Genomic DNA, 24,597 nt, shown 5'->3' on the forward strand with positions numbered 1-24,597 from the left:
CGCCCCTTATGACGACGAGCCCGTATCCCCTGCCTGAAACACCCGAAAACGATGACGTGCAAGGCCTGCGCAGCAGCGGTGCTGCCCAGCGTGCCTTGGACTTCTACTTGAAAGAAAATATGTCAGCACCCGTCCCGGATGACAGCTTTTTCGCCATCAAGCCCGGCATCAGCCAGGAGGAAGCCCTGGTGCACGCCTCGGACCTGTTGCGCAGTGCCGCCGCCACGGCCTACGAATCAGCGAGCAGCCATCAGGGCAACCAGCGCGACCTGGCGTTTTCAGTGGTGTATTTGATTGATATGGCAAAGGCGATGGTCGAGCGGTCGTTGCGGGCACCGGAGGTTCGGGCGAACGGATAACAGCCGCGAAGGAAAAATATTTCTATCCCACGGATAAAAACATTTGACTTGCAAATGATAATGATTATTATTGGACCCAGCTGATCGCGAGATCAGTCGATAGACCAAGGGACCTTAGGTCGGACTCTTGGAATATCTCCTCATCAGGCTAATCACGGTTTTTGACCCGGCTCTTTGGCCGGGTCTTTTTTTTGCCAGTTTCCCTGGCATGGCTTCAGGCTAATGAAGACTGTGTGTTGCTTGATGGCGCGCATGGTAGCAAAAGACCATCGCCAAAAGAAAGCCAGTCCAGTGCTCCAGCGCACATCTCTGCGAAATAGCGCTTGAGAATCAATCTCATAGATTCTAAGCTGCGGCGGCGTCACGGACGACGCCCCCCTCCCCCGCAACAATTTTGCATCCAGGCTTTACCAGACTCCTGTGTAATATAGCCGCCACAACACTCATATTCAGGCAACCAGACTATGACCGTGGCCTTGACCTCCATCAAGATCAGCACCGACTTCGACAGTGGCAATATCCAGGTGCTCGACGCCAGCGACGCCTACCAGTTGCTGCTGGCCATCCAGCCCGATACCCGCAGCCACCATTACCAATGGTTCCACTTCAAAGCCGAAGGCATGCACGTGGGTCACACCCATAATTTTCGCCTGAGCAACGCCGGTGGTTCTTCGTATAAGCACGCCTGGAGCGGCTACAACGCTGTCGCGTCTTATGATCACGTCAACTGGTTCCGAGTCCCTACCCGCTTCGACGGCGAGATCCTGCACATCAGCCTCGAAACCCGTGAGAAACATGCCTGGTTGGCCTACTTCGAGCCCTACAGCCGCGAACGCCACGACTGGCTGATCGACCAGGCCCTGAAGTACGCCGGCACCCAACTGCTGGCCACCGGCAAAAGTGTCGAGGGCCGCGATATCCAACTGTTGCGACGTGGCAAAGGCGGCGAAGGCCGGCGCAATGTCTGGATCATTGCCCAGCAGCACCCCGGCGAGCACATGGCCGAATGGTTCATGGAGGGCATCATCGAACGCCTGCAACAGGATGGCGATGCCGAGATGAAAAAGCTCCTGGCCGTTGCCGACCTGTACCTGGTGCCGAACATGAACCCCGACGGCGCCTTCCACGGTCACCTGCGCACCAACGCCATGGGCCAGGACCTCAATCGCGCCTGGCAAAGCGCCAGCCAGGAGATCAGCCCGGAAGTCCTGTTCGTGCAACAGCAAATGCAGCAATACGGTGTCGACCTGTTCCTCGACATCCACGGCGACGAAGAAATCCCCTACGTGTTTACCGCTGCCTGCGAAGGCAACCCCGGCTACACCCCGCGTATCGAAGCGCTGGAAAAACGCTTCCGCAGCCATTTGAGTTCGCTGACCCGTGACTTCCAAACCACCCACGGCTACACCCGCGACTTGCCGGGCGAAGCCAATATGACCCTGGCCTGCAATGCCGTCGGCGAGCAGTACGACTGCCTGTCCCTGACCCTGGAAATGCCGTTCAAGGACAACGACGACGCCCCCAATCCGAAAACCGGTTGGTCGGGCGAACGTTCCAAACAGCTGGCCAAGGACGTCTTGAGCAGCGTGGCCGATATCGTCACGGTCCTGCGCTAACGCCCCTGGCCCCCGGCATCAGTCCTTGGTGCCGGTCATGCTCTGCAGCACACCATCGCGCCGAATCAACCCATGGAACAGCGCCGCCGCCAGGTGCAGCAGTACCGTCAGGAACAGCAGGTAGGCCAGATACCCATGGGCCTTGCGCAATAGCGCAAACAGCGGTGCATCCGCCGCCACCAGCGCCGGCAACTGCACCGAACTGCTGAGCATCACCGGGTCGCCCGCCGCCGAAATCATCGCCCAGCCCAGCAGCGGCAACACCAGCATCAACCCATACAAGACCAGATGGGACGCCTTGGCTGCCAGCACCTGCCACAGCGGCAAGTCAGACGGCAACGGCGGCTGGCGGGTGGAGAAGCGCACCGCCAGGCGCACGATCACCAGCACCAGGATCGCGATCCCCAGCGGCTTGTGCAGGTGGATCAACCACTCATGCCGCTCCGACACTGACGCCGCCAGGCCTGCGCCGATAAACAACATGGCGATGACCATCAGCGCCATCAACCAGTGCAGCAGGCGCGCCAGGGGCGCAAAAACCCGTGGTTGGGCATTCATGGCTTCGACTCCGCTGGGGCAGTGTGCAAGGGGCTGACTTCACCGGCACGGCGCAGGTACGAACTGGCATACGCCGCCGAACGTGCAGCCAGCAGCGGATCATTGGAGGCTTCGATGCCGCTGGGCAAAATCAACGGATCGAAATTAATGTCGCGACAATCGCCGTCGGCCTGGGGCTGGCTGCTTTGCAGCACCAGGGTGCCGGCATTCAACACCTTGTGCTCACCGCTCCAGGGTTTGCTCGCGTCCTCCAGCGGCTCGCCGGGGTTGGCCAGGGTCATGTTCAATTGCCAACGCAACGGCCCTGAGGCCAGGCGTTGCACCAGGTCTTTCTCCAGAAAGTCGGCGCCCGCTGGTGCGGTCTCCCCCGCTGCATCCTGAATCTGGGGCACTACGCCCCAGCGCACGGCCTGGCGCTTGCCCTCGGCACTCACCAGGTAAAACGCGTTGATACCGTTATAGGTTTCGGTCGCATAACTGGCCGATGGCCTGGCCGTCTTGACCCACGCCAGGAATGGCGCCGCCTCAGGGTGTGCGGCAAAAAACGCCGACATATTCGCCGGGTTCGGTTTGCCGGTGGCCGGGTCCGGCGCGCCGGCCTTGAGCATCTGGTAGAACGCCTCGGGCGTGCCCACCGGGAACACCGGCATGCTGTTCATGCCGGTGCGCCATTGCTGGCCATTAGCCAGACTGAACTGCACGGCAAAGCTGCGGATCGGCACACTGCTGTCCGGCGCATAGGGGTTGCCGCTGGGCAAGGCGAAGCGGCCGATCAACGGCGTCCTGGCCGCGCTGAACACCTCGGCGCGGGAGTAGACGCGCGCCTCGGCACTGCTTTCGAAATACCCGGCCACGCACACGCCCTTGGCATGGTTACGCCGGAATCCCGGGTGCACGCCATTGTTGGTTTCCAGGGCATCGACCAGGGTTTTCGGACGCAGGCGTTGTGGGTCGAGGCTGCCGTTGACGTAGGCAAATGCCCCGGCCATAACTGCAACCACGGCGCCAATACCCGCAAGTCGTGCGATCAGGCTCGCCGTGCTTAACGGGGGACGTGGCGGTGATGAGTGATCTACCATGAACAGACTCCAGGGCCTGAAGGCCTTTGGGGGTAACCATAAGGTCGGAGCATTAAGACGAACGCCGATCCACTCTATTCCCAGGCCCTGGATTTATTTTCCACGGCAGGGAATAACCGTTCACGCCGGACGTCTCTCTAGTCCCAGCGTAGTGACCAGCCAGACACCCATGCATGAACTCGACGAACCGTTACGTGAACTCATCCCCAGGCTGCGGCGTTTCGCTGTGTCCCTGACCCGTAACGCCAGCAGTGCCGACGACCTGGTGCAGGCGACCCTGGAGCGGGCGATCACCCGTTGGGCCGACAAGCGCATCGAGGGCGACCTGCGCGCCTGGCTGTTCTCGATCCTCTACCGGCAGTTCCTCGATGCCCACCGCCGCACCCGGCGCTATGCACGCATGCTGGAATTCTTTACCGGCCGCGATGACGCGCAGCCGTCGGTGGAACGCACCGTCATCGCCCAGGCGACCCTGCAAGCCTTCGACCAACTCAACACCGAACAACGCGCGCTGCTGTTGTGGGTGTCGGTGGAGGGCTTGAGCTACAAGGAAGTCGCGCAAATACTCGAGGTGCCGATCGGCACCGTGATGTCGCGCCTGTCCCGGGCGCGCCAAGCGTTGCGTCAACTCAGCGATGGCGACATCGCCAGCCCTTCCCTGCGGATACTCAAATGATCAGCCTGCCCCCCAGCGAACGCGACCTGCATGCCTACGTCGATCACCAACTCCTGGACAGTGATCGCCGTGTGCTCGAAACCTACCTGGCCGCCCACCCCGAGGTCGCGGCCCAAGTGCAGGCGTGGCAGCAGGACGCGCAATTGCTGCGCGCGTCCTTGAGCGGCGCCCTGCAACAACCGGCCAACCCGGCGCTGGACCCGGCACTGATTCGCCAGCGCCTCAAGCACCAGACGCGCCGCCGCTTTGCCACCGCCGCAGTGCTGCTGATGGCCGTCAGCCTCGGTGGCCTCGGCGGCTGGCAGGCCCGTGAAGCCACGCAACCGCCGCTGCTGCCGATGGCCGATGCGATGCAAGCGTTCCGCCTGTTTGCCCAGGAGGGCATCATGCCCGCCGACTACAACGGCCAGGACCGCGGCACGATGCAGGCGTGGCTCGACCGCTACTTCAATCAAGCCCATCGCCTGCCGGACTTGAGCCAGGCGGGCTTCACGCCCGTCAGCGGACGACTGCTCACCACCGATCAAGGCGCCGCCGCCATGGTGCTGTACCAGGACGCACAAGGTCGGCGCATCAGCTTCTACATCCGCCCACCGGGCCCGGACAACGGTTTCCTGCCCCGTGGCGAGCGCACGGCGGATGGACTGCAAGCGCAATACTGGTCCGGCGGCGGCTACAACTATGCGGTGGTCAGCCCGGCCGGCCAGCCGACGCCACCCCTGCAGCCGTTCTAGATTGGTCAAATCGCCATCGGCGCCCTAAAGTAAGCGACCACCGCATTACAGAGTGACTCGCATTGGCCGTGCTCCCCCTTATCCGTCGTTTGCTCGGTAAAAAAACCGACACACTGGACGACACGCCCATCCAGACGTTCTTTCAGGACAAAGCCCGGCAACAGGGTTACACCCTCAGTGCTGGTCAAGCCCAGGCCATCACCGCGATGGCGCGCCAGACCCGGCACCTGCTCGCCAGCCAGCCGACCCGCAGCCTGTACCTGCACGGCCCGGTGGGGCGCGGCAAAAGCTGGCTGCTGGACGGTTTCTTCCAGGCGCTGCCCATCGCCGAGAAACAACGGGTGCATTTCCATGAGTTTTTCGCCCGACTGCACCGCGGTATGTTCACGCACCAGGCGACGGACGATGCCTTGGCCATGACCCTGGACGAGTTGCTCGACGGCTGCCGTGTGCTGTGTTTCGACGAGTTCCACGTGCACGACATCGGCGATGCCATGCTGATTACCCGGCTGTTCAAGGCCCTGTTCCAGCGTGGCGTGTGGGTGCTGGTCACCTCCAACTATCCACCCGAAGGGCTGTTGCCCAACCCGCTGTACCACGAGCGTTTCAAGCCGGTGATCGACTTGATTGCCGCGCGTATGGACGTGCTGGAAGTCAGTTCGCCCGAGGACTTTCGCAGCCTGCCCCAGGCCCATGCCGTGCAGCGCTTTACCACCGGCTGTTACCTGTGGCCTGGCACGCAGGCCCAGCGTGCGGCGCTCGGCCTGCCTGTCAGCGGCGGCCCGACGCAGACGCTGACGGTGGGCAACCGCACATTGATCTGCCGCCAGCATCATGCACGCACCATCGTATTCACCTTCAACGACCTGTGCGAACAGCTGACGGCGGTGATGGACTACCTGTTGCTGTGCGAGGCGTTCGATCACTGGGTCATCGACGGACTGCCCCGCCTGGCAGACTGCCCGATCGCCGTGCAGCAACGTTTTATCAACCTGGTGGACGTGCTTTACGACAAGGACAAGCACCTGATCCTGATCGGCGAACAACCGCTGGCACAGGCCATGAGCGGCCAGGCCATCGACCTGGCGCGCACCGCCAGCCGCCTGAACCAATTGCAACAGGCCGACCCGCAACGGGCGTGCGACCCGGTATCATGAGCGCCTTTTACGCCCCCTTGCCGAGTGACCGCGCCGTTCATGAATACCCTCGCCCAACTCAAGGCCGGCCACTTGGCCGGCATTACGCGCCTGGACCTGTCCTGCGGGCTCACCGAATTTCCTGAGGAAATCTTCGGGCTGGCCGACTCCCTGGAAATCCTCAACCTCAGCGGCAATGCCCTGAGCCGCCTGCCCGACGACCTGCACCGCCTGCCGCACCTGCGCGTGCTGTTCTGCTCGGACAACGCCTTTACCGAACTGCCGGAATGCCTGGGCCGGTGCGCCAAATTGAGCATGATCGGCTTCAAGGCCAACCAGATCAGCCACGTGCCCGCCGCCGCGCTGCCGCCGTTGCTGCGCTGGCTGATCCTCACCGACAACCGCATCAGCCAGTTACCCAGCGAGTTGGGCGAGCGGCCGCTGCTGCAGAAACTGATGCTCGCCGGGAACCAACTGACGCAGTTGCCGCAGAGCCTGGCCAACTGTAGCAACCTGGAGCTGATCCGCATTGCCTCCAACCGCCTCACGCGCCTGCCCGAGTGGCTGTTGACGCTGCCGAGCCTGACGTGGCTGGCCTATGCGGGCAACCCGGTGGAAATGGCCGTGGATGTAGCGGTGGACGACGCGACAGCGGCTATTCCCTGGACGGAACTGGAACTGGCCGAGGTGCTGGGCGAAGGTGCCTCGGGGGTGATTCGCAAGGCCCTGTGGACACCCATGGCCAAGCCCGTCGCCGTCAAGCTGTACAAAGGCACGATCACCAGCGACGGCTCGCCGCTGCACGAAATGCAGGCCTGCATCGCCGCCGGGTTGCACCCTAACCTGATCAAGGTGCAAGGCCGCGTGGTGGGTGCCCCCGAGGACCAGGCCGCATTGGTCATGGACCTGATCGACCCGAGCTACCGCAACCTCGCCGCCCTGCCGAGCCTGGCCTCCTGCACCCGCGATGTCTACGCCCCCGCCACCCGCTTCAGCCTCGACACAGCCTTGCGCATGGCCCGGGGCATCGCCTCCGTGGCGGCGCATCTGCACCGGCACGGCATCACCCATGGCGACCTGTACGGGCACAATATCCTGTGGAATGAAGCGGGCGATTGTTTGCTCGGGGACTTTGGCGCGGCGTCGTTCCATGCCAAGGCAGACACGTTGGAAACACGAGCCTTGCAACGCATTGAAGTGCGCGCGTTCGGGGTGCTGCTGGGGGAATTGCTGGAGCGGGTTGAGGCGGGGTTGTCTGACGAGGTGCTGTTGGATTTGCAGAAAAGCTGTTGCCAGCCCGACGTGTTGGCACGGCCGAGCTTCGAAGAAATCAACGCCATGCTGCAATCCATCCAACACCACTAAACAAATGTGGGAGGGGCGGTGCGACGACTCGACTGGCCCCCTCCCACATTTGGATCGCGTTTCTTCAGTTGATAAATCAGCCCGCCAGGCCGACGAACATATCCTGCACATCATCATGGTTGTCCAAACCTTCGAGGAAGGCTTCGACTTCAGCCATCTGCTCATCGGTCAAACCACTCACCGGGTTCTTCGAGATGTAGCCCAGCTTGGCCGACAGCACGGTGAACCCCTGTTCCGGCAGGGCTTTTTGCACGGCGTCCAGGTCAGTGGTCTCGGTGATGAACAGGGTGGTGCCTTCTTCTTCGCCGTCTTCAAAGTCCTGCGCACCGGCTTCGATCGCGGCCATTTCCGCATCGGCATCCGGGGTGTCCGGCGAGGCTTCGATCAGGCCGACATGGTTGAAATCCCAGGCCACGGAGCCGGAAGCACCCAGCTGCCCCTTGCGGAACGCCACGCGGATTTCCGCCACGGTGCGGTTGATGTTGTCGGTCACACACTCGACGATCAACGGCACCTGGTGCGGGGCGAACCCTTCGTAGGTCACGCGGTGGTATTGCACGGTTTCACCGAGCAGACCGGCGCCCTTCTTGATCGCGCGTTCCAGGGTTTCCTTGGGCATCGAGGCCTTTTTGGCCTGTTCCACCACCAGACGCAGGTGGGCGTTGGTCGCGGTGTCAGCACCGTTGCGGGCGGCGATGGTGATTTCTTTCACCAGCTTGCCGAAGATCTTGCCCTTGGCATTGGATGCCGCTTCTTTATGTTTGACTTTCCACTGTGCGCCCATGACTCACTCTCTTCTATACATCGCGCCGAAACGTCTACTGGCCGGCGCTTTGGGGGCAGAGTTTATAGCGCAAGAACGCATCGTTCCACCAAAAACCCTCAGGGCGCCAACTCGAAAACCGCCTGAATCAGGCGCAACGAGCGGCGCCGCTCCATGCAACCGAGCAGGTGCCGGTTGACCAGCCCCTCGCCCTCAATCGGCACCGCCTGCACCCGTGGGTCGGGGCTGACTTCCATGGACGAGACCACGCCCACCCCCAACTCAGCGGCGACGGCTTCGGTCACCGCCTCGCGGCTGTCCAGTTCCAGCAACACCTTGGGCTGCACATTCGCGGCCATGCAGGCCTCATCGAAGGTACGCCGGGTGATCGAGCTGGGCTCGCGCAGCACCATGATCACATCGTTGAGTTGCTCAAGGCGGATACCCTCGGGTTGCTGCGCCCACGGGTGACTGGCCGGCACCAATGCGCACATCCGCGACTCGCTCAACGGTTGCAGGTGCAGACCGTTGCGCGGTTCCACTTCGGTGAGCACCGCCACATCCGCATGCTCGGACAACAGCGCGGCCAGGGTTTCCTGGGCATTGCCCAGGCGCAGGTTGACGGTAATCCCGGGGTAGCGCGCGCGCAGGCTGGCAATCATCGGCATCACCAGGTGCGGGCCGTCCGCCGCGACTTCCAGGCGCCCGCTCAGCAGTTGGCGGTTGGCCTCCAGCATCGTCTGGGCTTCGTCCACCAGGCCAAAGATCGCCCGTGTGATCGCCGCCAGCCGCGCGCCCTCTTCGGTCAACTCCACCCGCCGCGCGGTGCGGCGCAGCAACGGAATCTGGTAGTGCTCCTCCAAGGCCTTGATATGCCCGGTCACCGCCGGCTGGCTGATGAACAGCCGCGCGGCAGCACGGGTAAAACTGCCCTCACGGGCCACGGCGTCGAACGCGCGCAGTTGGAACAGGTTCATCATTATCGGCCTCACTGATAGCTCGCATAACAACAAACAATTTGATTGATGACAAGCCAAACTGCAATTTAGGCGCCGTAGCTTCAACCCCGATGCCTTGCGAGGACTTGAGATGACCACTGCCGCGCCGATCCTGCTGACCCCCGGCCCCCTGACCACATCGAACCGCACCCGCCGGGCCATGATGGTGGACTGGGGTTCATGGGATGACCGCTTCAACCAACTCACCGCCAGCGTCTGCGAACAATTGCTGGCGATCCTCTACGGCGAAGGCAGCCACCATTGCGTGCCGTTGCAAGGCAGCGGCACCTTTGCGGTCGAGGCGGCCATCGGCACCCTGGTACCGCGTGACGGCAAGGTGCTGGTGCTGATCAACGGCGCCTACGGCAAGCGCCTGGCCAGGATCTGCGAAGTGCTCGGCCGTGATTTCAGCACCTTTGAAACCGCCGAGGACGAGCCTGCTACCGCCGCCGATGTGGACCGCCTGCTGGCGGCAGACAGCGCCATCACCCACGTTGCGTTGATCCATTGCGAAACCAGCACCGGCATCCTCAACCCGCTGCCGCAGATCGCCCAGGTCGTCAAACACCACGGCAAGCGCCTGATCATCGACGCCATGAGCTCCTTCGGCGCCCTGCCGATCGATGCCCGCGAGGTGCCGTTCGACGCACTGATCGCCGCCTCCGGCAAGTGCCTGGAAGGCGTGCCGGGCATGGGCTTCGTCTTCGCGAACAAACAGACGCTGGCCGCCGCCCAGGGCAACTGCCATTCCCTGGCGATGGACCTGTTCGACCAGCACAGCTACATGGCCAAGACCGGACAATGGCGCTTTACCCCGCCGACCCATGTGGTCGCCGCCCTGCACGAAGCGCTGCTGCAATACCAGGAAGAAGGCGGCCTGCCCGCGCGCCACCGACGCTATGCCGACAACTGCCAGGCCTTGCTCGACGGCATGGCCGCACTGGGCCTGCGCAGCTTCCTGCCCGCGGCGATCCAGGCCCCGATCATCGTGACCTTTCATGCCCCGACAGACCCGCGCTACCAGTTCAAGGATTTCTACGAACGGGTCAAGGCCAAGGGTTTCATTCTGTACCCCGGCAAATTGACCCAGGTGGAGACGTTCCGCGTGGGCTGCATCGGCCATGTCGATACGCAAGGGATGCGCGCAGCGGTCAAGGCGATCGCCGAGGTGCTGGAAGAAATGGAAGTGTCGGACATCTGATTGCCCCTTACCCACAGGATCTGAACCATGAACTATCAAAACCCCAACACCCTCCAGGCCGTCATCCTCGACTGGGCCGGCACCGTGGTCGACTTCGGCTCTTTCGCCCCCACGCAGATTTTTGTCGAGGCCTTCGCCGAATTCGATGTGCAGGTTTCCATCGAAGAAGCCCGTGGCCCGATGGGCATGGGCAAGTGGGACCATATCCGCACTTTGTGCGACCAGCCGCAAGTCGCCGAGCGCTACCGCCAGGCATTCGGCCGCACGCCCACCGATGACGACGTGACCGCCATCTACCAGCGCTTCATGCCGTTGCAGATCGAGAAAATCGCCGAGCACTCGGCGCTGATCCCCGGTGCCCTCGACACCATCGGCCAGCTGCGCGGGCAAGGTATCAAAATCGGCTCCTGCTCGGGCTATCCCAAGCAAGTCATGGACAAAGTGGTCGCCCTGGCCGCCACCAACGGCTACGTCGCCGACCACGTGGTCGCCACCGACGAAGTGCCCAACGGCCGCCCATGGCCAGCCCAGGCACTCGCCAACGTGATCGCCCTGGGCATCGACGATGTGGCGGCGTGCGTCAAGGTCGACGACACCGTGCCGGGGATCCTCGAAGGCCGTCGCGCCGGGATGTGGACCGTGGCCCTGACCTGCTCCGGCAACGCCCTGGGCCTGACCTACGCGCAGTTTCGCGCCCTCGACAGTGCCACGTTGGCCAGCGAACGCACGCGTATCGAAGCGATGTTCGAAGGCTCGCGCCCCCACTACCTGATCGACACCATTACCGACCTGCCGGCCGTCATCGCCGACATCAACCAGCGCCTGGCCCGCGGTGAAATGCCGCAAAGCGACTGATAGAGGTCAAGACAACGGCATCGCGTCGGGCAAACCGCGCAAAACAGGCTTACAGTAAAAGGACTTCGTCGCCAAAGAACGAAGGTTCGCCCTGATGAGTGAGGAACCCAGCGATGCCGTGGAAAAATTCCGATACGCGCTACAGCACCATGTCGATTGCGCTGCACTGGTTGATGGTGGTGCTGCTGGCGGTGGTCTACGCCTGCATTGAGTTACGCGGCCAGTTCCCCAAAGGCAGCGGTGCACGGACGTTGATCGTCGAGATGCACTTCATGTTCGGCCTCACCGTGTTTGTGCTGGTGTGGCTGCGCCTGTTCGCGCGCAGCCTGGGGGTTGCACCCAAGATCGTCCCCGCCCCGCCACAATGGCAAAGCCTGCTGGCCACGCTGATGCACTTCGCGCTGTACGCCTTGATGATCGGCATGCCGATTGCCGGTTGGCTGATCGTCAGTGCCGAGGGGCATTCGGTGATGTTCTATGGGATCGAGTTGCCGCCGCTGATTGCTGAAAACAAGGCGCTGGCCAAGCAGATCGAGGGCTGGCATGTGCTGTTCGGCAAGATCGGTTACTGGCTGATCGGCCTGCATGCGTTGGCGGGGATCTTTCATCATTATGTGATGCGCGATAACACGGCGTTGCGGATGATGCCGGGTAAGCGCGCTAGGCTGTAAACCCTCGGCGGCCCTGCAAGCCACCGGTATGCACGAAGATCAGGCGAGTGCCGGGCACGAAACGCCCGGCCTCGATCTGCTGCTTCAACGCCAGCAACGCCTTGCCGGTATAGAGCGGCTCCAGCGGTACACCGCAGGCCTGTTCAGTGCTCTCGATAAACTCGAGCAATAGCGGATCAACCTTCCCAAAGCCACCCCGGCTGGCGTCCAGCAATTCATAACCGCCCTGCACGAGGGCACTCACGTTCTGCGCCACGCCATGATCATCCGGTACCGCCATTGCGCCATACACCGGATGCGCGCCCGCCTCCGCCAGCGCCAACCCCGCCAACGTCGTACCGGTGCCCGCCGCCAGCCACCAGGCGTCGTAATCGGCCCAGCCCACGGTGCTCAATTGCCGGCGTGCCTGCTCGACCAAGACCCCGCAACCCAATGCCCCGGCCATCCCGCCTCCGCCTTCGGGCACGGGGTAAAGATCGGGATAGCGCTCGCGCCACGGCAGCCAGAAACCCGGCTCATGGCGCGCGCGATAACCGCCGTAGCCCAGCCAATGCAGGTGCATGCCACAGGCTTTCAGGTCGAGGACGGTGGGGGTGTCCTGGGGATGGCCACGCAGCAGGCCGACAGTGGCGAAACCAAAACGCTTGCCCGCCGCTGCCAGCGCGTGAAGATGGTTGGAGTACGCCCCGCCAAGGCTGATGACGCCGCTGGCACCGGCCTGTCGTGCCTGGGCCAGATGTTTGGTGAGCTTGAACCACTTGTTGCCGCTGATCAGCGGGTCGATGCGGTCCAGGCGCAGCACGGCCAGTTCGACGCCGTTCAACCAATCGAGCCGCATGGCTTCAAGGGGCGTGTGGGGAAGCCAGTCAAAGGGACCCATCGGGCGGCATCTGCATGGAAAAAGGGGCGGTAGTCTAACACCACCCCTTGCGTCGTCTTACAGCTCGGCGGCGAGGCGCGAGCCTTGGTTGATCGCGCGCTTGGCATCCAGCTCGGCCGCCACATCGGCGCCGCCGATCAGGTGCACGTTCTGCCCTGCGGCGACCAGGCCGTCCTGCAGTTCGCGCAGCGGGTCTTGCCCGGCGCAGATGACGATATTGTCCACGGCCAGCAGCTGCGGCTCACCCTCGGCGCCGATGCGGATATGCAGGCCGTCATCGTCGATCTTCAGGTACTCGACGCTGTTAAGCATCTGCACGCGCTTGTTCTTCAAGCCGGTACGGTGGATCCAGCCGGTGGTCTTGCCCAGGCCGTCGCCGACCTTGGAAGCCTTGCGTTGCAACAGGAACACGTCACGGGCCGGGGCATGGGGCTGAGGCTTGATCCCGGCCACGCCGCCACGGGCTTGCAACTGGGTGTCGATGCCCCATTCCTTCCAGAACGCTTCGCGGTCGAGGCTGGTGGACACGCCCTGGTGCACAAGGAATTCCGACACGTCAAAACCAATGCCGCCGGCGCCGATCACCGCGACGCGCTTGCCCACCGGCTTGCGCTCGAGGATCACGTCCAGGTAGCTCAGCACCTTGGGGTTTTCAATCCCCGCAATCGCCGGCGTGCGTGGCGCAATGCCCGTGGCCAGGATGATCTCGTCGTAACCGCCCGCCACCAGCTGCGCGGTGTCGACCCGGGTGTTGAGACACAGCTCGACGTGGGTGGTCTGCAACTTGCGATTGAAGTAGCGCAGGGTCTCGAAAAACTCTTCCTTGCCCGGTACGCGCTTGGCGATATTGAATTGGCCGCCGATCTCACTGGCCGAATCGAACAAGGTCACCTGGTGGCCACGCTCAGCCGCCACGGTCGCGGCGGCCAGGCCTGCGGGGCCGGCGCCGACCACGGCGATTTTCTTGATCTGCTTGACCGGCAGGTAGTTGAGTTCGGTCTCGTAGCACGCGCGTGGGTTGACCAGGCAGGTGGTCAACTTGCCGCCAAAGGTGTGGTCCAGGCAGGCCTGGTTGCAGCCGATGCAGGTGTTGATTTCATCGGCGCGGCCGGCGGCGGCCTTGTTGACGAACTCGGGGTCGGCGAGGAACGGCCGCGCCATCGAGACTATGTCGGCATCGCCTTCGGCGAGGATCTGCTCGGCAATCTCCGGTGTGTTGATGCGGTTGGTGGTGATCAGCGGGATCTGCACCGCACCGCGCAATTTGGCCGTGACTTTGCTGAACGCGCCACGGGGTACTTTGGTGGCGATGGTCGGGATACGCGCTTCGTGCCAGCCGATACCAGTGTTGATGATGGTCGCGCCGGCCTGCTCGATGGCCTTGGCCAACTGCACGATTTCTTCCCAGGTGCTGCCGCCTTCCACCAGGTCGAGCATCGACAGGCGGAAGATAATGATGAAGTTCGGGCCAACGGCTTCGCGCACCCGGCGCACGATCTCCACCGCCAGGCGCATGCGGTTTTCGTAGCTGCCGCCCCAACGGTCGGTGCGGTGGTTGGTGTGGGCGGCGAGGAACTGGTTGATGAAGTAACCTTCGGAACCCATGATTTCCACGCCGTCGTACTCGGCGACCTGGGCCAGCAGCGAGCAGGTGACGAAATCCTGGATCTGCTTCTCGATGCCTTCCTCGTCCAGCTCCTTGGGCTTGAACGGGTTGATCGGCGCCTGGATCGCACTCGGCGCCACCTGTTTTGGGCTGTAGGCGTAACGGCCGGCGTGGAGGATCTGCATGCAGATCTTGCCGCCCGCCTCATGCACGGCCTGCGTGACGATCCTGTGCTTCTGCGCTTCCTCTTCGGTGGTGAGCTTGGCCGCGCCGGAATACACCCCGCCTTCATCATTCGGGCCAATGCCGCCAGTGACCATCAGGCCCACGCCGCCACGGGCGCGCTCGGCAAAGTAGGCCGCCATGCGTTCGAAACCACCGGGCTTTTCTTCCAGGCCCGTGTGCATCGAGCCCATCAGGGTGCGGTTGCGCAAGGTGGTAAAACCCAGGTCCAACGGGGCCAGCAGGTGCGGGTAGGCAGCAGCGGTCATGGTACAGCTCCACAACGGATCATCACGGGACGTGAGGGGCTCGAATGGCACCTCATCGGTTTATGTCCCACAGACTAAGAGGCGGTGGACGACGGCTCAATGACTGAAACTGACAAGTTATTGATCCAAATGCACAGCGCCCCTTGGCAAGCCGTTGCAGGGGCCCTACCCTAGTCGCGAACCCTGCACCCGGTCTGTTGTCTGTTGCCCCATGCGTAAACTTCTCGCTTTTACCGTCTCCATGGCCCTGGTTGCCGCCGTCGCCGCGTATCTGGTCTGGACCCAGGAGCGCCCTGTGGCGCATTACCTGTCGGACCTGCGCATCACCCTCGCCGTCAACGAAGGCCTGCCCGCCGATCGCGGCAACTTGCTGGGCATCCAGCCGGAGCTGTTTCCCGCCGATTACCAGAGCCTGGAACGCCTGCACCTGAAGCTCGCGGCCTATCTGCAAAAGGCCCGGGACCAGGGGTTGATCAACGAAAAAACCATCGTAGTGCTGCCTGAACATATCGGTACCTGGCTGATGTTGACCGGTGAAAAAAATGAGGTGTACCAGGCGCTGCACGTGAAGGATGCGATGAACTGGCTATCGGTCAGCAACCCGCTGCTGTTTGCCCGTGCCTGGATCAGCGCAACCGGCGATAACCGCACCGATGACGCCTACCTGCGTATGAAAGCCTCCGGCATGGCGCGGGACTACCAGGTGCTGTTCGGCGGCCTGGCCAAGGAGTTTGGCGTCACGCTGGTGGCCGGCTCCATCGCCCTGCCCAACCCCAGCGTCAGCCAGGGCCAACTGCAGGTCGGCCATGGCGCCTTGTACAACGCCAGCGTGGTGTTCGCGGCGGACGGCTTGCCCCTCGGCGATCCCCAGCGCCAGCTTTATCCGATCTACGATGAACGCGGCTTTATCGAACCCGGTGACGAAAACATCGTCAGCGTGGTCGACACCCCGGCCGGGCGCCTCGGCGTGTTGGTCGGCAGTGACAGCTGGTACCCGGACAACTATCGCAAGCTCAACGAGCAAGGTGCGCAATTGATTGCGGTGCCGGCCTTTGTGCTCGGTCGCGATACCTGGGATCGACCATGGCGCGGCTTCAAGAGCGTGTCCACGCCACCGGAAATCAGCCTCAAGCCTGAAGAGCTCAGCGAAGGTGAGGCCTGGCGACGCCTCACCCTGATCAGCCAACAACCCGTCAGCCAGGCAACCGCGGGCATGAGCGTATTCCTGCGTGGGCAGTTCTGGGACCTGGGCACGGCCGGGCACAGTTTTCTCAGCAGCAACGGGCAGATCAGCGCCGACGGCGACGCCCGTGGCGCGCGCCTGCTGAATATCTGGCTGTAGCCCCGTGAAGCCGGTGCGCCTGGGGGATCTGTCGGTGGGCTTCGTGCACACCCTGGCCGACGCGATCCACAGCCACGGCCTCGACCCGCAACCGCTGCTGCTGCAATACGGCCTCGACCCCGCGCGCCTCGCCGAAGCGGGTGCACGCTTGTCGATCCCGCGTTATATGCGCCTGGGCCATGGGGCCATCCAACTCACCGGCGACCCCGGCCTGGGCCTGCGCATGGGCCAGCTCAGCCGCCTGAGCCAGGCCGGGCTGGCCGGGGTCACCGCCGCCCAGGCGCCCAATGTGCGCGAGGCAGCGCGCACCCTGACCCGCTTCGAGGCGCTGTACGGCTCCAACTATCGCGGGCAATCGAGTTTCCACGAGGACGCCGAAGGCGCCTGGCTGCGGTTCTATTCCATCAGCCCCTATAACGCCTACAACCGCTTCGTGGTGGACTCGATCATCGCCGGCTGGCTGCAGCAACTCTCGAGCCTGGCCCAGCAAACGGTACAGGCGCAACGGATTGAAATCGAATTTGCAGCGCCGGACTACAGCGAACAGTACGCGCTGCTGGGCGATGGCCCGATCCAGTTCGGCGCCGACGCCAATCAACTGCGCCTGAGCCAGCAAACCCTGGCCCTGCGCAACCCGCAGCATTGTCCGAGTACCTGGCACCTGTTGCTGCAACTGTGTGAACGGGAACTGGAGCAGTTGACCCGCACCCGCAGCCTGCGCGAGCGCATTACCCGCTTGCTCGGGCCGATGCTCAATGGCGGCCGGGAACCCGACCTGGAAGAAGTGGCGGCGCGCTTGAAGCTGCCGACCTGGACACTGCGCCGCAAACTGGCCGAAGAAGGCACACAGTTTCGCGCGATTCTCAACGATACCCGCCGCGACCTGGCCATGACCTACATTCGCGATACGGAACTGGCATTCGGCGAAATCGCGTACTTGCTCGGTTTTGCCTCGGCCCAGGCGTTTCAACGGGCGTTCAGGCGATGGAACAACCAGACCCCAGGGGAATTTCGCCGCAGTCAGCGGCATTCCGCCTGAAGTCGGTCTTACAGCTCGGTGGCGTCATCGGCCGGATCCAGAGGATCCAGTTCAAAGGCCTGGTACTCCAGCAGTTCTTCCTGGTATTCGTCCATGGTGGGCTCCTTGTTTTGAATTAAAAGCGGCTGCAGATAAATGACCTGCACAGCCAGCCTAAAGTGCCGTGATGACGAAAAAATGTCGACGTCATGACGTTCCTGCACTCCAGGATTAAACGTAGCAGCGTTGTACGAATTTAGCACCGGGGTTTTGAGGCGCGATTGCAATCAGGGATGCACGGAAATGGACGGGAATGCATTCCAATGTGGGAGGGGGCTTGCCCCCTCCCACATGGGGTCTGCATCAAGTTTCAGACTTGCGTCGACCACGGGTTTGAACACCCGCCTCCACCGCCATCCCGGCGGTACGCTCCAACGCCTCGGCAAACGCCTGGCGCTGCTGCGGTTCGATCTGCGACAGGAACAACTCGTCCACCGTACTTTCGTAGATCTTCCACATTTTTTTACGCAACGCCCGGCCGGCATCGGTGATAGATGCAAAGGCCGCGCGGCCATCGCCGTCGGAGCGTGAACGCAGCACCAGGCCGTCCTTTTCCAGGCGATCTACCAGGCGCGTGAGGTTATAGCGCTCGATGGCCAGCACATCGGCCAATTCGTGCATGCGGCGGGTGCCTTCGGGGCCGCTTTCAAGGCCCCACAGTGCGTCGTACCAGGCGTAAGGCGGCAAGTCGGCGGCCGCCAGGCGGCGCTCGATTTCACGGATGACGGTTCTGTGGGCCCTGACAAAACGGAACCATACATCGGGCTCTTTCGACGACATGCAACACCATCCGGCGGATTTCAAGAAGGTTGCAATAGTAGCTCATCCCGCGCTAGATTCGGCCTTGTAGTTGCAATTGCAACAACTTTGACGACACTCCCACAAGGAGCCCGTCACTTGAAATCCGCCTACCCTGGAGCCTCACATGACCTCGAATAACGCAGTCGGACGCGACGTCGATCCACAGGAAACCCGCGAGTGGCTGGAGTCCATCGAATCGGTGCTGTCCACCGAAGGCCGCCCGCGCGCCCATTACCTGATCGATCAGTTGCTGGATTTCGACGTGGCGCGGCATGGTGACTTCTACGGGCGGGTGACCACGCCTTACGTCAACACCATCCCGGTGGAACGCCAGTTGCCCTACCCCGGCAACCTGGTCATCGAACGCCGTATCAACGCGTTTATCCGCTGGAACGCCATGGCCATGGTATTGCGTGCAGGTAAACACTCCGGTGTGGGTGGGCATATCGCCACTTATGCGTCAGCCGCTGTGCTGTACGACGTAGGTTTCGACCACTTCTTCCGTGGCCGCACCGACAACTTCGACGGCGACCTGGTGTACATCCAGGGCCACTCCTCCCCAGGCATCTACGGCCGTGCCTACCTCGAAGGCCGCATCAGCGAAGCACACCTGGATAACTTCCGCCGCGAAGCCGGTGGCGAGGGCATTTCGTCCTACCCCCACCCACGGCTGATGCCGGACTTCTGGCAATTCCCCACCGTGTCCATGGGCCTCGGGCCGATCACGGCGGCCTACCAGGCGCGCTTTATGCGCTACCTGGAGTTTCGTGACCTCAAGCAACACCAGGGCCGCAAGGTCTGGGCATTCCTCGGTGATGGCGAAATGGACCAACCGGAATCCCTGGCCGCCATTTCCCTGGCCGGACGCGAGAAACTCGACAACCTGATCTTCGTGGTCAACTGCAACCTGCAACGCCTGGACGGCCCGGTACGCGGCAATGCCAAGGTGATCCAGGAGTTCGAAAGCCTCTACCGCGCCGCCGGGTGGAATGTGATCAAAGTGATCTGGGGCGGTGGCTGGGATGCACTGCTGGAAAAAGACACCAGCGGCCTGCTGCGCCAACGCATGATGGAGTGCGTGGACGGTGACTACCAGAACTACAAATCCCAGAACGGCGCCTACGTGCGCGAACATTTCTTCGGCAAATACCCGGAGTTGCTGGCACTGGTTGCAGACCTGTCCGACGACGATATCTGGAAACTCTCACGGGGCGGCCATGACCCGGACAAGGTCTACAACGCCTATGCCGCCGCCGTGCGCCACAGCGGCCAACCGACGGTGATCCTGGCAAAGACCGTCAAGGGCTTTGGCATGGGCGAAGCCGGCGAAGGCCAGAACATCAACCACCAATTGAAGAAGATGGGCGCCGACGCCGTCAAAGCCTTCCGCGACCGCTTCGGCCTGGAAGTGCCCGATGAGCAACTCGCTGAAATTCCGTACCTCAAGCCCACCGCCGACAGCGAAGAAGCCCGTTACTTCGCCGCGCGTCGCCAGGCCCTGGGCGGCTATGTACCCGCGCGCCACACGGCGGTCGAACCGTTGCAGATCCCCGAACTGAGCGCCTTCGCCACTCAGCTCAAGGACACCGGCGAGCGCGCGATATCAACCACCATGGCCTTCGTGCGCATCCTCGGTACGCTGCTGAAAGACCCGCACCTGGGCAAGCTGATCGTGCCCATCGTACCGGACGAATCACGCACCTTCGGCATGGAAAGCCTGTTCCGACAGATCGGCATCCACTCCGCCGTCGGCCAGCTCTATACCCCACAGGACTCCGGGCAACTGAGCTATTACAAGGAGAGCAAGGACGGACAGATCATGCAGGAAGGCCTGAATGAGTCCGGCGCCATTTCCTCGTGGATCGCAGCAAGTACGTCCTACAGCAATCACGGCCTGATGACCGTGCCGTTCTATATCTTCTATTCGATGTTCGGCTTCCAGCGCGTCGGCGACCTGGCCTGGGCGGCGGGCGATGCACGGGCGCGTGGTTTCCTGCTGGGTGCCACGGCCGGGCGCACCACGCTGATGGGCGAAGGCCTGCAGCATGACGATGGCCATAGCCATATCCTGTCATCGGTGATTCCGTGCTGCGTATCCTATGACCCGACCTTTGCCTACGAACTGGCGGTGATTATTCGCGAAGGCATGCGGCGTATGTATGTCGAACAGGAGGATATTTACTACTACATCACCCTGCTCAACGAAAACTACCCGCACCCGGCGATGCCCGAAGGTGTGGAGGATGGCATTGTTAAAGGCATGTACCGCCTGAGCGGCAGCCAGCACGCCAAGGTGCAACTGATGGGCAGCGGGTCGATCCTGCGCGAAGTGATCGCAGCCGCCGACCTGCTCGCCAACGACTTTGCCGTGCAATGCGACGTTTGGAGCGTGACGAGCCTGACCGAGTTGCGCCGTGACGGACACGCGGTGGAGCGCTGGAACCTGTTGCACCCCGAGCGTGAGCCGCGCGCGAGCTACGTCGAGCGATGCCTGGCCGGGCAAACGGGACCGGTGGTGGTGGCGACGGATTACGTGAAACTGTTCGCCGATCAGATCCGTCCGTTCGTGCCGGGCCGACGCTTTGTCGCACTGGGCACTGATGGCTTCGGGCAATCAGACACCCGGGAAGCCTTGCGCGCGTTCTTTGAGGTGGACCGCCACTTCATCGCCCTGGCTGCCCTGAAGGCACTGGCGGATGACGGCGTGATCGGTCGCGACAAGGTCAGTGAAGCGATCAAGCGCTACGGGATCAACGTCGACAAGGCTGACCCCGTAGCGGTTTGATTTACTGCGCAGGCGTCGGCAGCGGCGGAATCGCTTCTGTCGGCGGCGGCAGGTCCGGCGTGGTGGCAGCGGGTGCGGGTTCGGCCTGCGGCGCAATCGGTGCAGCCTCAGGCGCGGGCACAACCGGCTCCGAGGCAGCCGGTGCGGCAGGCTCTTCCTTCGGCGCCTCGACTTTCTCTGCAGCCGGTGCGGCCTTCGGCTCCGGCACACCCAGGTCGGCCTTGGGCTGCTCGGGGATATGCTCGGCCTTCTTCACTTCCTGTGGCAGGAACACATCCACCAACGCAAAGTAACGGTCGTAGAACTTCGGCGCGGACACCGTCTCACTGGCCACCTTCACCATCGAGTCATCGGTAGAGCCGATCGGCATCGACACCGACCCCAGCACGCCCACACCCAGGCTTGCGGAGTTGTTGACCTTCTTCAGCGCATAACGATCCTGCAGGGCATTGGCGAACATCGTCGAGTGGTTCTTGCCTTTGCCATCATCGGCGCAGACCACGTTGAAGCTGATCTGCAGGTGCGTTTCGCCGGTCTGCTGGAAGCTCTTGTTACCCACGACCAGTTTCGGATCGCTGCTGGTGATGATGTAGCCCTGGCTCAGCAAGGCGCGCCGCGCGGCCTCGCACGCCGCTACATCGGTAACCGGATAATCCCGGGAAAATGTACCGGAGTCGTCGAAGTTTTCATGTTCATAAATAGCGGTCTTGGGTGACGAGCAGCCCGCGGCGCCCGCCAGCACCAGCGCCAGCCCGAGGCTACGCAAGTGGAATGATGTCGACATTGATATTCCTGAGGAAAACGGTCTGGGCGGTATTGTGCAACAGAACGAGGCCTTGGCGCGCACATTCCTGTCGGTAAAACGTCACAGGGTTACGCACCGGGGCCTGCTGGGAAAAGCCCGGCGCACATATGGTCAATAAATACGCGGAGCTTGGCCGATGTATGGCGACCGGGCCACAACATCCAGAAACTGCCCCGATGCTCCAGGTAGTCATCCAGCACCCGTTGCAAGCGCCCCTCGTCCACGGCCTGGTTGACCATGTAGTCCGGCAGGCAGGCAATGCCCAAGCCCTCGAGCACCACATGCTTGAGAGACTCGATGGTGGTACTGACCAACGGCGTACGCAACAGCGGTTCCGCAGCCCCCGGGGCAAGGCGCAACGGCCAGGGCTCAAGCTTGCCCGTGGCGCAGAACTTGTGGCGCAGGCAGGCGTGGCCATTGAGGTCCTGCGGTTGCTGCGGCGTGCCGTGTTGGGCGAAGTAGCCCGGTGTGGCGACGAGTACCAACTGGTAGTGGCCCAGGTGGCGGGCCATCAAACGCGAATCTTCCGGCTTGCCGGTGCGAATCACTGCATCGAAACCTTCCTCGATCACGTCCACCATGCGGTCGGAAAAATCCACGTCCAGCTCGATCTCCGGGTAGGCGCGCATAAAGTCACTGAGCACCGGCATCAACAAGCCGCGCACCTGCGGCACACTGATGCGCAACTTGCCCCGTGGCGTTGCAGCGGCGTCCGTCAGTTCCTGCTCGGCCGCTTCCACCTCAGCGAGAATCCGCCGCGAGCGCTCAAGGAACAGCGCACCTTCACTGGTCAAGGTGATACTGCGCGTGCTGCGGTGAAACAGCCGCACGCCCAGGCGCTCTTCCATCCGCGCAATGCTTTTGCCCACGGCCGACGACGACACCCCCAGCACGCGGCCGGCGGCGGTGAAGCTGAGCGTCTGCGCCACCTGCACAAATACCGACAGGCTGCCCAAGCTGTCCATGATCTGCCTCCAGCAATTACGGACACCGGCGTCCGATAAGTTCGGAACCTTAGCCTGTTTTTCCGCCAGTCACAGCCCCCTACTCTGCCTGCTTGCCCTTTTACCTGGATAAAACGTCATGAGCAGCAGCCCTTCACTCACCGCATCAGCCCAGCGGGATTCCTTACCCCTGGGCGGTTTACTGGCCCTGGCCAGCGCCGGCTTTATCACCATCCTCACCGAAGCCATGCCCGCCGGGCTTCTGCCGCAGATGGGCGAAGGCCTGGGCGTGTCACCCGCCCTGGTCGGCCAATTGGTTACCCTCTACGCCCTTGGCTCCCTGCTGGCAGCCATCCCGCTGACGCTGCTGACCCGCGGCTGGCGCAGGCGGCCCTTGCTGCTGCTGGCCATTGGCGGGTTTGCCTTGGTCAACAGCGTAACCGCGCTGTCCAGCCATTACGGGCTGACCCTGGTGGCACGCTTTTTTGCCGGGGTCTTCGCCGGGTTGCTGTGGGCGCTGCTGGCGGGGTATGCGAGCCGAATGGTGGCGCCACACCTGCAAGGTCGCGCCATTGCCGTGGCGATGCTGGGTGCACCGCTGGCACTGTCGTTGGGTGTACCCGCGGGTACCTTCCTCGGCACCGCCGTTGGCTGGCGCTTGAGCTTTGCGATCATGACCGGGCTGACCCTGGTACTGCTCGTCTGGGCACGCTGGCAACTGCCGGACTTTGCCGGCGAACGGGCGGATAAACGCCTGGGGCTGCGCGAGGTGCTGAACCTGCCGGGCGTTCGTCCGGTGCTATGGGTGACGTTTACCTACGTGCTGGCCCATAACATTCTGTACACCTACATCGCCCCGTTGCTGGTGCCCGCCGGGGTTGAGGCAGACGTTGACCGAGTGCTGCTGGTGTTCGGCCTCTCGGCGGTGCTGAGCATCTGGCTAGCAGGTGTATTGATTGACCGGTGGCTGCGCGCTTTGCTGCTGACCAGCTGTGCGCTGTTTGGCCTGATCGCCCTGGCGCTGGCGTTGTGGATCAATGTGCCGGCAGTCATCTATATCGCCGTGGCGTTATGGGGCCTGGCGTTCGGCGGTTTGCCGGCATTGCTGCAAACCGCACTGGCCCAATCGGCGGGCAAGTCGGCGGATGCCGCACAATCCATGCTGGTGACCGTGTGGAACCTGGGGATAGCCGGTGGCGGCCTGGCGGGTGGTGTATTGCTTCAAGGTTGGGGCGCCACGGCCTTTCCTTGGGCGGTTGTGCTTCTGATGCTGCTGGCCTGGGCCGGTGCATCACAGACGGCGCCCCAGCAGTTGGCCCGGCCACCCCGCCAAGTCGAACGTTGAAATGCGCTGGTAACCACAGGACTCATAAAAACGCACCAGATCCCCTGTCCCGCCGCCGTAGCAGTCCACACGCAAGCCCGTGACTCCTGCTGCGCGGGCCTGGTCATCGGCAAAGGCCATCATGCGCCGGCCAAGGCCGCGAACACTCGGGTCACGCGCGGCAATCAACAGGCGCACATACACCTCGGGCTCAGTCGCCGACGGTACATATGGCATGGGATCGCCCAACACCAGCGCTCCTCGGAGATGCCCCTCGGGGTCCTCGACAACCCAGGCCCCGGGCAACGCGCAGGCTTCAGCCACTTGCGCGACCCGCCGGGGCGACGCCGACCAGGGATCGGTGCCCCACTGATGGGTATTGCCCCTGCCAACGAACCAGGCGATCACCTCGTCGAACACCTGCAGCACGGCAGGAACATCCGCCACGCTGGCGCGGCGGATCAGCAAGCCATCCATTCCTTGAATCAACACGCTTGGAACTCCTGGGTCGACGATACCGAGTACCCAGT

24 protein-coding genes are annotated in these 24,597 nt (G+C 62.9%); 13 read left to right on the forward strand and 11 right to left on the reverse strand.

Features of this window, described 5'->3' with window-relative positions; translation table 11 throughout:
• Positions 1–8 precede the first annotated feature (8 nt).
• Both J1N02_RS02130 and J1N02_RS02135 read left to right on the forward strand, forming a co-directional pair.
• Complete coding sequence (locus J1N02_RS02130) at positions 9–359, forward strand: DUF6124 family protein (protein ID WP_027606266.1); 351 nt, start codon at positions 9–11, stop codon at positions 357–359.
• A gap of 464 nt (positions 360–823) precedes the next feature.
• Positions 824–1,975 (forward strand): M14 family metallopeptidase, encoded by a 1,152-nt coding sequence (locus J1N02_RS02135; RefSeq protein ID WP_027606265.1) that lies wholly within the window; start codon positions 824–826, stop codon positions 1,973–1,975.
• 18 nt (positions 1,976–1,993) lie between these two features.
• Here J1N02_RS02135 and J1N02_RS02140 read toward each other — a convergent pair whose 3' ends face one another.
• Both J1N02_RS02140 and J1N02_RS02145 read right to left on the reverse strand, forming a co-directional pair.
• The gene (locus J1N02_RS02140) at positions 1,994–2,533 is read right to left on the reverse strand and encodes a cytochrome b (protein WP_421147104.1); all 540 of its coding nucleotides are present in this window, start codon (positions 2,531–2,533) and stop codon (positions 1,994–1,996) included.
• A complete protein-coding gene (locus J1N02_RS02145) occupies positions 2,530–3,612 on the reverse strand; it encodes a catalase family peroxidase (protein ID WP_421147105.1) in 1,083 nt (360 codons plus the stop codon). Before J1N02_RS02145 ends, J1N02_RS02140 begins: the two co-directional genes overlap by 4 nt.
• A gap of 169 nt (positions 3,613–3,781) precedes the next feature.
• Between J1N02_RS02145 and J1N02_RS02150 the strand changes: the two genes are divergently transcribed.
• From J1N02_RS02150 to J1N02_RS02165, 4 genes are all read left to right on the forward strand, one after another.
• Positions 3,782–4,288, forward strand: a complete 507-nt coding sequence (locus tag J1N02_RS02150) for an RNA polymerase sigma factor (protein WP_027606262.1) — start codon at positions 3,782–3,784, stop codon at positions 4,286–4,288.
• Positions 4,285–5,022, forward strand: coding sequence for an anti-sigma factor family protein (locus tag J1N02_RS02155; RefSeq protein ID WP_098479148.1), 738 nt, complete (start codon positions 4,285–4,287; stop codon positions 5,020–5,022). Before J1N02_RS02150 ends, J1N02_RS02155 begins: the two co-directional genes overlap by 4 nt.
• A 62-nt stretch (positions 5,023–5,084) precedes the next feature.
• Positions 5,085–6,179 (forward strand): cell division protein ZapE, encoded by a 1,095-nt coding sequence (gene zapE / locus J1N02_RS02160; protein ID WP_092357670.1) that lies wholly within the window; start codon positions 5,085–5,087, stop codon positions 6,177–6,179.
• A 39-nt stretch (positions 6,180–6,218) separates the two neighbouring features.
• Positions 6,219–7,523, forward strand: a complete 1,305-nt coding sequence (locus J1N02_RS02165) for a protein kinase (RefSeq protein WP_421147106.1) — start codon at positions 6,219–6,221, stop codon at positions 7,521–7,523.
• Between the two features lie 76 nt (positions 7,524–7,599).
• Here the strand turns inward: J1N02_RS02165 and J1N02_RS02170 are convergent, their stop codons facing one another.
• Positions 7,600–8,307 carry a YebC/PmpR family DNA-binding transcriptional regulator gene (locus J1N02_RS02170; RefSeq protein WP_027606258.1) on the reverse strand — a complete coding sequence of 236 codons (708 nt, stop codon included), beginning with the start codon at positions 8,305–8,307 and terminating at the stop codon, positions 7,600–7,602.
• 98 nt (positions 8,308–8,405) lie between these two features.
• The gene (locus J1N02_RS02175) at positions 8,406–9,263 is read right to left on the reverse strand and encodes a LysR substrate-binding domain-containing protein (protein ID WP_169898963.1); all 858 of its coding nucleotides are present in this window, start codon (positions 9,261–9,263) and stop codon (positions 8,406–8,408) included.
• 112 nt (positions 9,264–9,375) lie between these two features.
• Between J1N02_RS02175 and J1N02_RS02180 the strand changes: the two genes are divergently transcribed.
• From J1N02_RS02180 to J1N02_RS02190, 3 genes are all read left to right on the forward strand, one after another.
• A complete protein-coding gene (locus J1N02_RS02180; RefSeq protein ID WP_421147107.1) occupies positions 9,376–10,485 on the forward strand; it encodes a 2-aminoethylphosphonate--pyruvate transaminase in 1,110 nt (369 codons plus the stop codon).
• Positions 10,486–10,512: 27 nt separating this feature from the next.
• Positions 10,513–11,340, forward strand: a complete 828-nt coding sequence (phnX, locus tag J1N02_RS02185) for a phosphonoacetaldehyde hydrolase (RefSeq protein ID WP_108572642.1) — start codon at positions 10,513–10,515, stop codon at positions 11,338–11,340.
• Between the two features lie 113 nt (positions 11,341–11,453).
• Entirely contained in the window at positions 11,454–12,011 is a 558-nt protein-coding gene (locus J1N02_RS02190) for a cytochrome b (RefSeq protein WP_092357678.1), read from the forward strand.
• On the opposite strand, the gene J1N02_RS02195 is transcribed toward J1N02_RS02190, so the two are convergent.
• Together J1N02_RS02195 and J1N02_RS02200 are read right to left on the reverse strand one after the other, a co-directional pair.
• Positions 12,001–12,891, reverse strand: a complete 891-nt coding sequence (locus J1N02_RS02195) for a 1-aminocyclopropane-1-carboxylate deaminase/D-cysteine desulfhydrase (RefSeq protein ID WP_027606253.1) — start codon at positions 12,889–12,891, stop codon at positions 12,001–12,003. The two genes, J1N02_RS02190 and J1N02_RS02195, sit on opposite strands and share 11 nt — an antisense overlap.
• 57 nt (positions 12,892–12,948) lie before the next feature.
• The gene (locus J1N02_RS02200) at positions 12,949–14,988 is read right to left on the reverse strand and encodes an FAD-dependent oxidoreductase (protein WP_421147108.1); all 2,040 of its coding nucleotides are present in this window, start codon (positions 14,986–14,988) and stop codon (positions 12,949–12,951) included.
• Between the two features lie 211 nt (positions 14,989–15,199).
• Here J1N02_RS02200 and J1N02_RS02205 point away from each other — a divergent pair, with 211 nt between their 5' ends.
• Together J1N02_RS02205 and J1N02_RS02210 are read left to right on the forward strand one after the other, a co-directional pair.
• A complete protein-coding gene (locus J1N02_RS02205; protein ID WP_027606251.1) occupies positions 15,200–16,330 on the forward strand; it encodes a carbon-nitrogen hydrolase family protein in 1,131 nt (376 codons plus the stop codon).
• 4 nt (positions 16,331–16,334) lie between these two features.
• On the forward strand, positions 16,335–17,369 hold the full coding sequence (locus tag J1N02_RS02210; RefSeq protein WP_027606250.1) for an AraC family transcriptional regulator: 1,035 nt from the start codon (positions 16,335–16,337) through the stop codon (positions 17,367–17,369).
• A gap of 8 nt (positions 17,370–17,377) precedes the next feature.
• Here the strand turns inward: J1N02_RS02210 and J1N02_RS02215 are convergent, their stop codons facing one another.
• Both J1N02_RS02215 and J1N02_RS02220 read right to left on the reverse strand, forming a co-directional pair.
• A complete protein-coding gene (locus tag J1N02_RS02215) occupies positions 17,378–17,635 on the reverse strand; it encodes a hypothetical protein (RefSeq protein WP_133822091.1) in 258 nt (85 codons plus the stop codon).
• A 76-nt stretch (positions 17,636–17,711) separates the two neighbouring features.
• Complete coding sequence (locus J1N02_RS02220) at positions 17,712–18,188, reverse strand: MarR family winged helix-turn-helix transcriptional regulator (RefSeq protein ID WP_027606249.1); 477 nt, start codon at positions 18,186–18,188, stop codon at positions 17,712–17,714.
• Between the two features lie 145 nt (positions 18,189–18,333).
• Between J1N02_RS02220 and aceE the strand changes: the two genes are divergently transcribed.
• Entirely contained in the window at positions 18,334–20,994 is a 2,661-nt protein-coding gene (aceE, locus tag J1N02_RS02225) for a pyruvate dehydrogenase (acetyl-transferring), homodimeric type (RefSeq protein ID WP_421147109.1), read from the forward strand.
• A 1-nt stretch (position 20,995) separates the two neighbouring features.
• On the opposite strand, the gene J1N02_RS02230 is transcribed toward aceE, so the two are convergent.
• Together J1N02_RS02230 and J1N02_RS02235 are read right to left on the reverse strand one after the other, a co-directional pair.
• Complete coding sequence (locus tag J1N02_RS02230; RefSeq protein WP_027606248.1) at positions 20,996–21,778, reverse strand: DUF2242 domain-containing protein; 783 nt, start codon at positions 21,776–21,778, stop codon at positions 20,996–20,998.
• 89 nt (positions 21,779–21,867) lie between these two features.
• On the reverse strand, positions 21,868–22,764 hold the full coding sequence (locus J1N02_RS02235) for a LysR family transcriptional regulator (RefSeq protein WP_146477089.1): 897 nt from the start codon (positions 22,762–22,764) through the stop codon (positions 21,868–21,870).
• A 118-nt stretch (positions 22,765–22,882) separates the two neighbouring features.
• Between J1N02_RS02235 and J1N02_RS02240 the strand changes: the two genes are divergently transcribed.
• Positions 22,883–24,088 (forward strand): MFS transporter, encoded by a 1,206-nt coding sequence (locus J1N02_RS02240; RefSeq protein WP_421147110.1) that lies wholly within the window; start codon positions 22,883–22,885, stop codon positions 24,086–24,088.
• Here the strand turns inward: J1N02_RS02240 and J1N02_RS02245 are convergent.
• On the reverse strand, positions 24,035–24,559 hold the full coding sequence (locus tag J1N02_RS02245; RefSeq protein WP_108574214.1) for a GNAT family N-acetyltransferase: 525 nt from the start codon (positions 24,557–24,559) through the stop codon (positions 24,035–24,037). The genes J1N02_RS02240 and J1N02_RS02245 overlap by 54 nt on opposite strands.
• Between the last annotated feature and the right edge of the window lie 38 nt (positions 24,560–24,597).

The organism is Pseudomonas sp. NFX5 (genome assembly GCF_049132125.1).
Classification (GTDB): Bacteria; Pseudomonadota; Gammaproteobacteria; order Pseudomonadales; family Pseudomonadaceae; genus Aquipseudomonas; species Aquipseudomonas marginalis.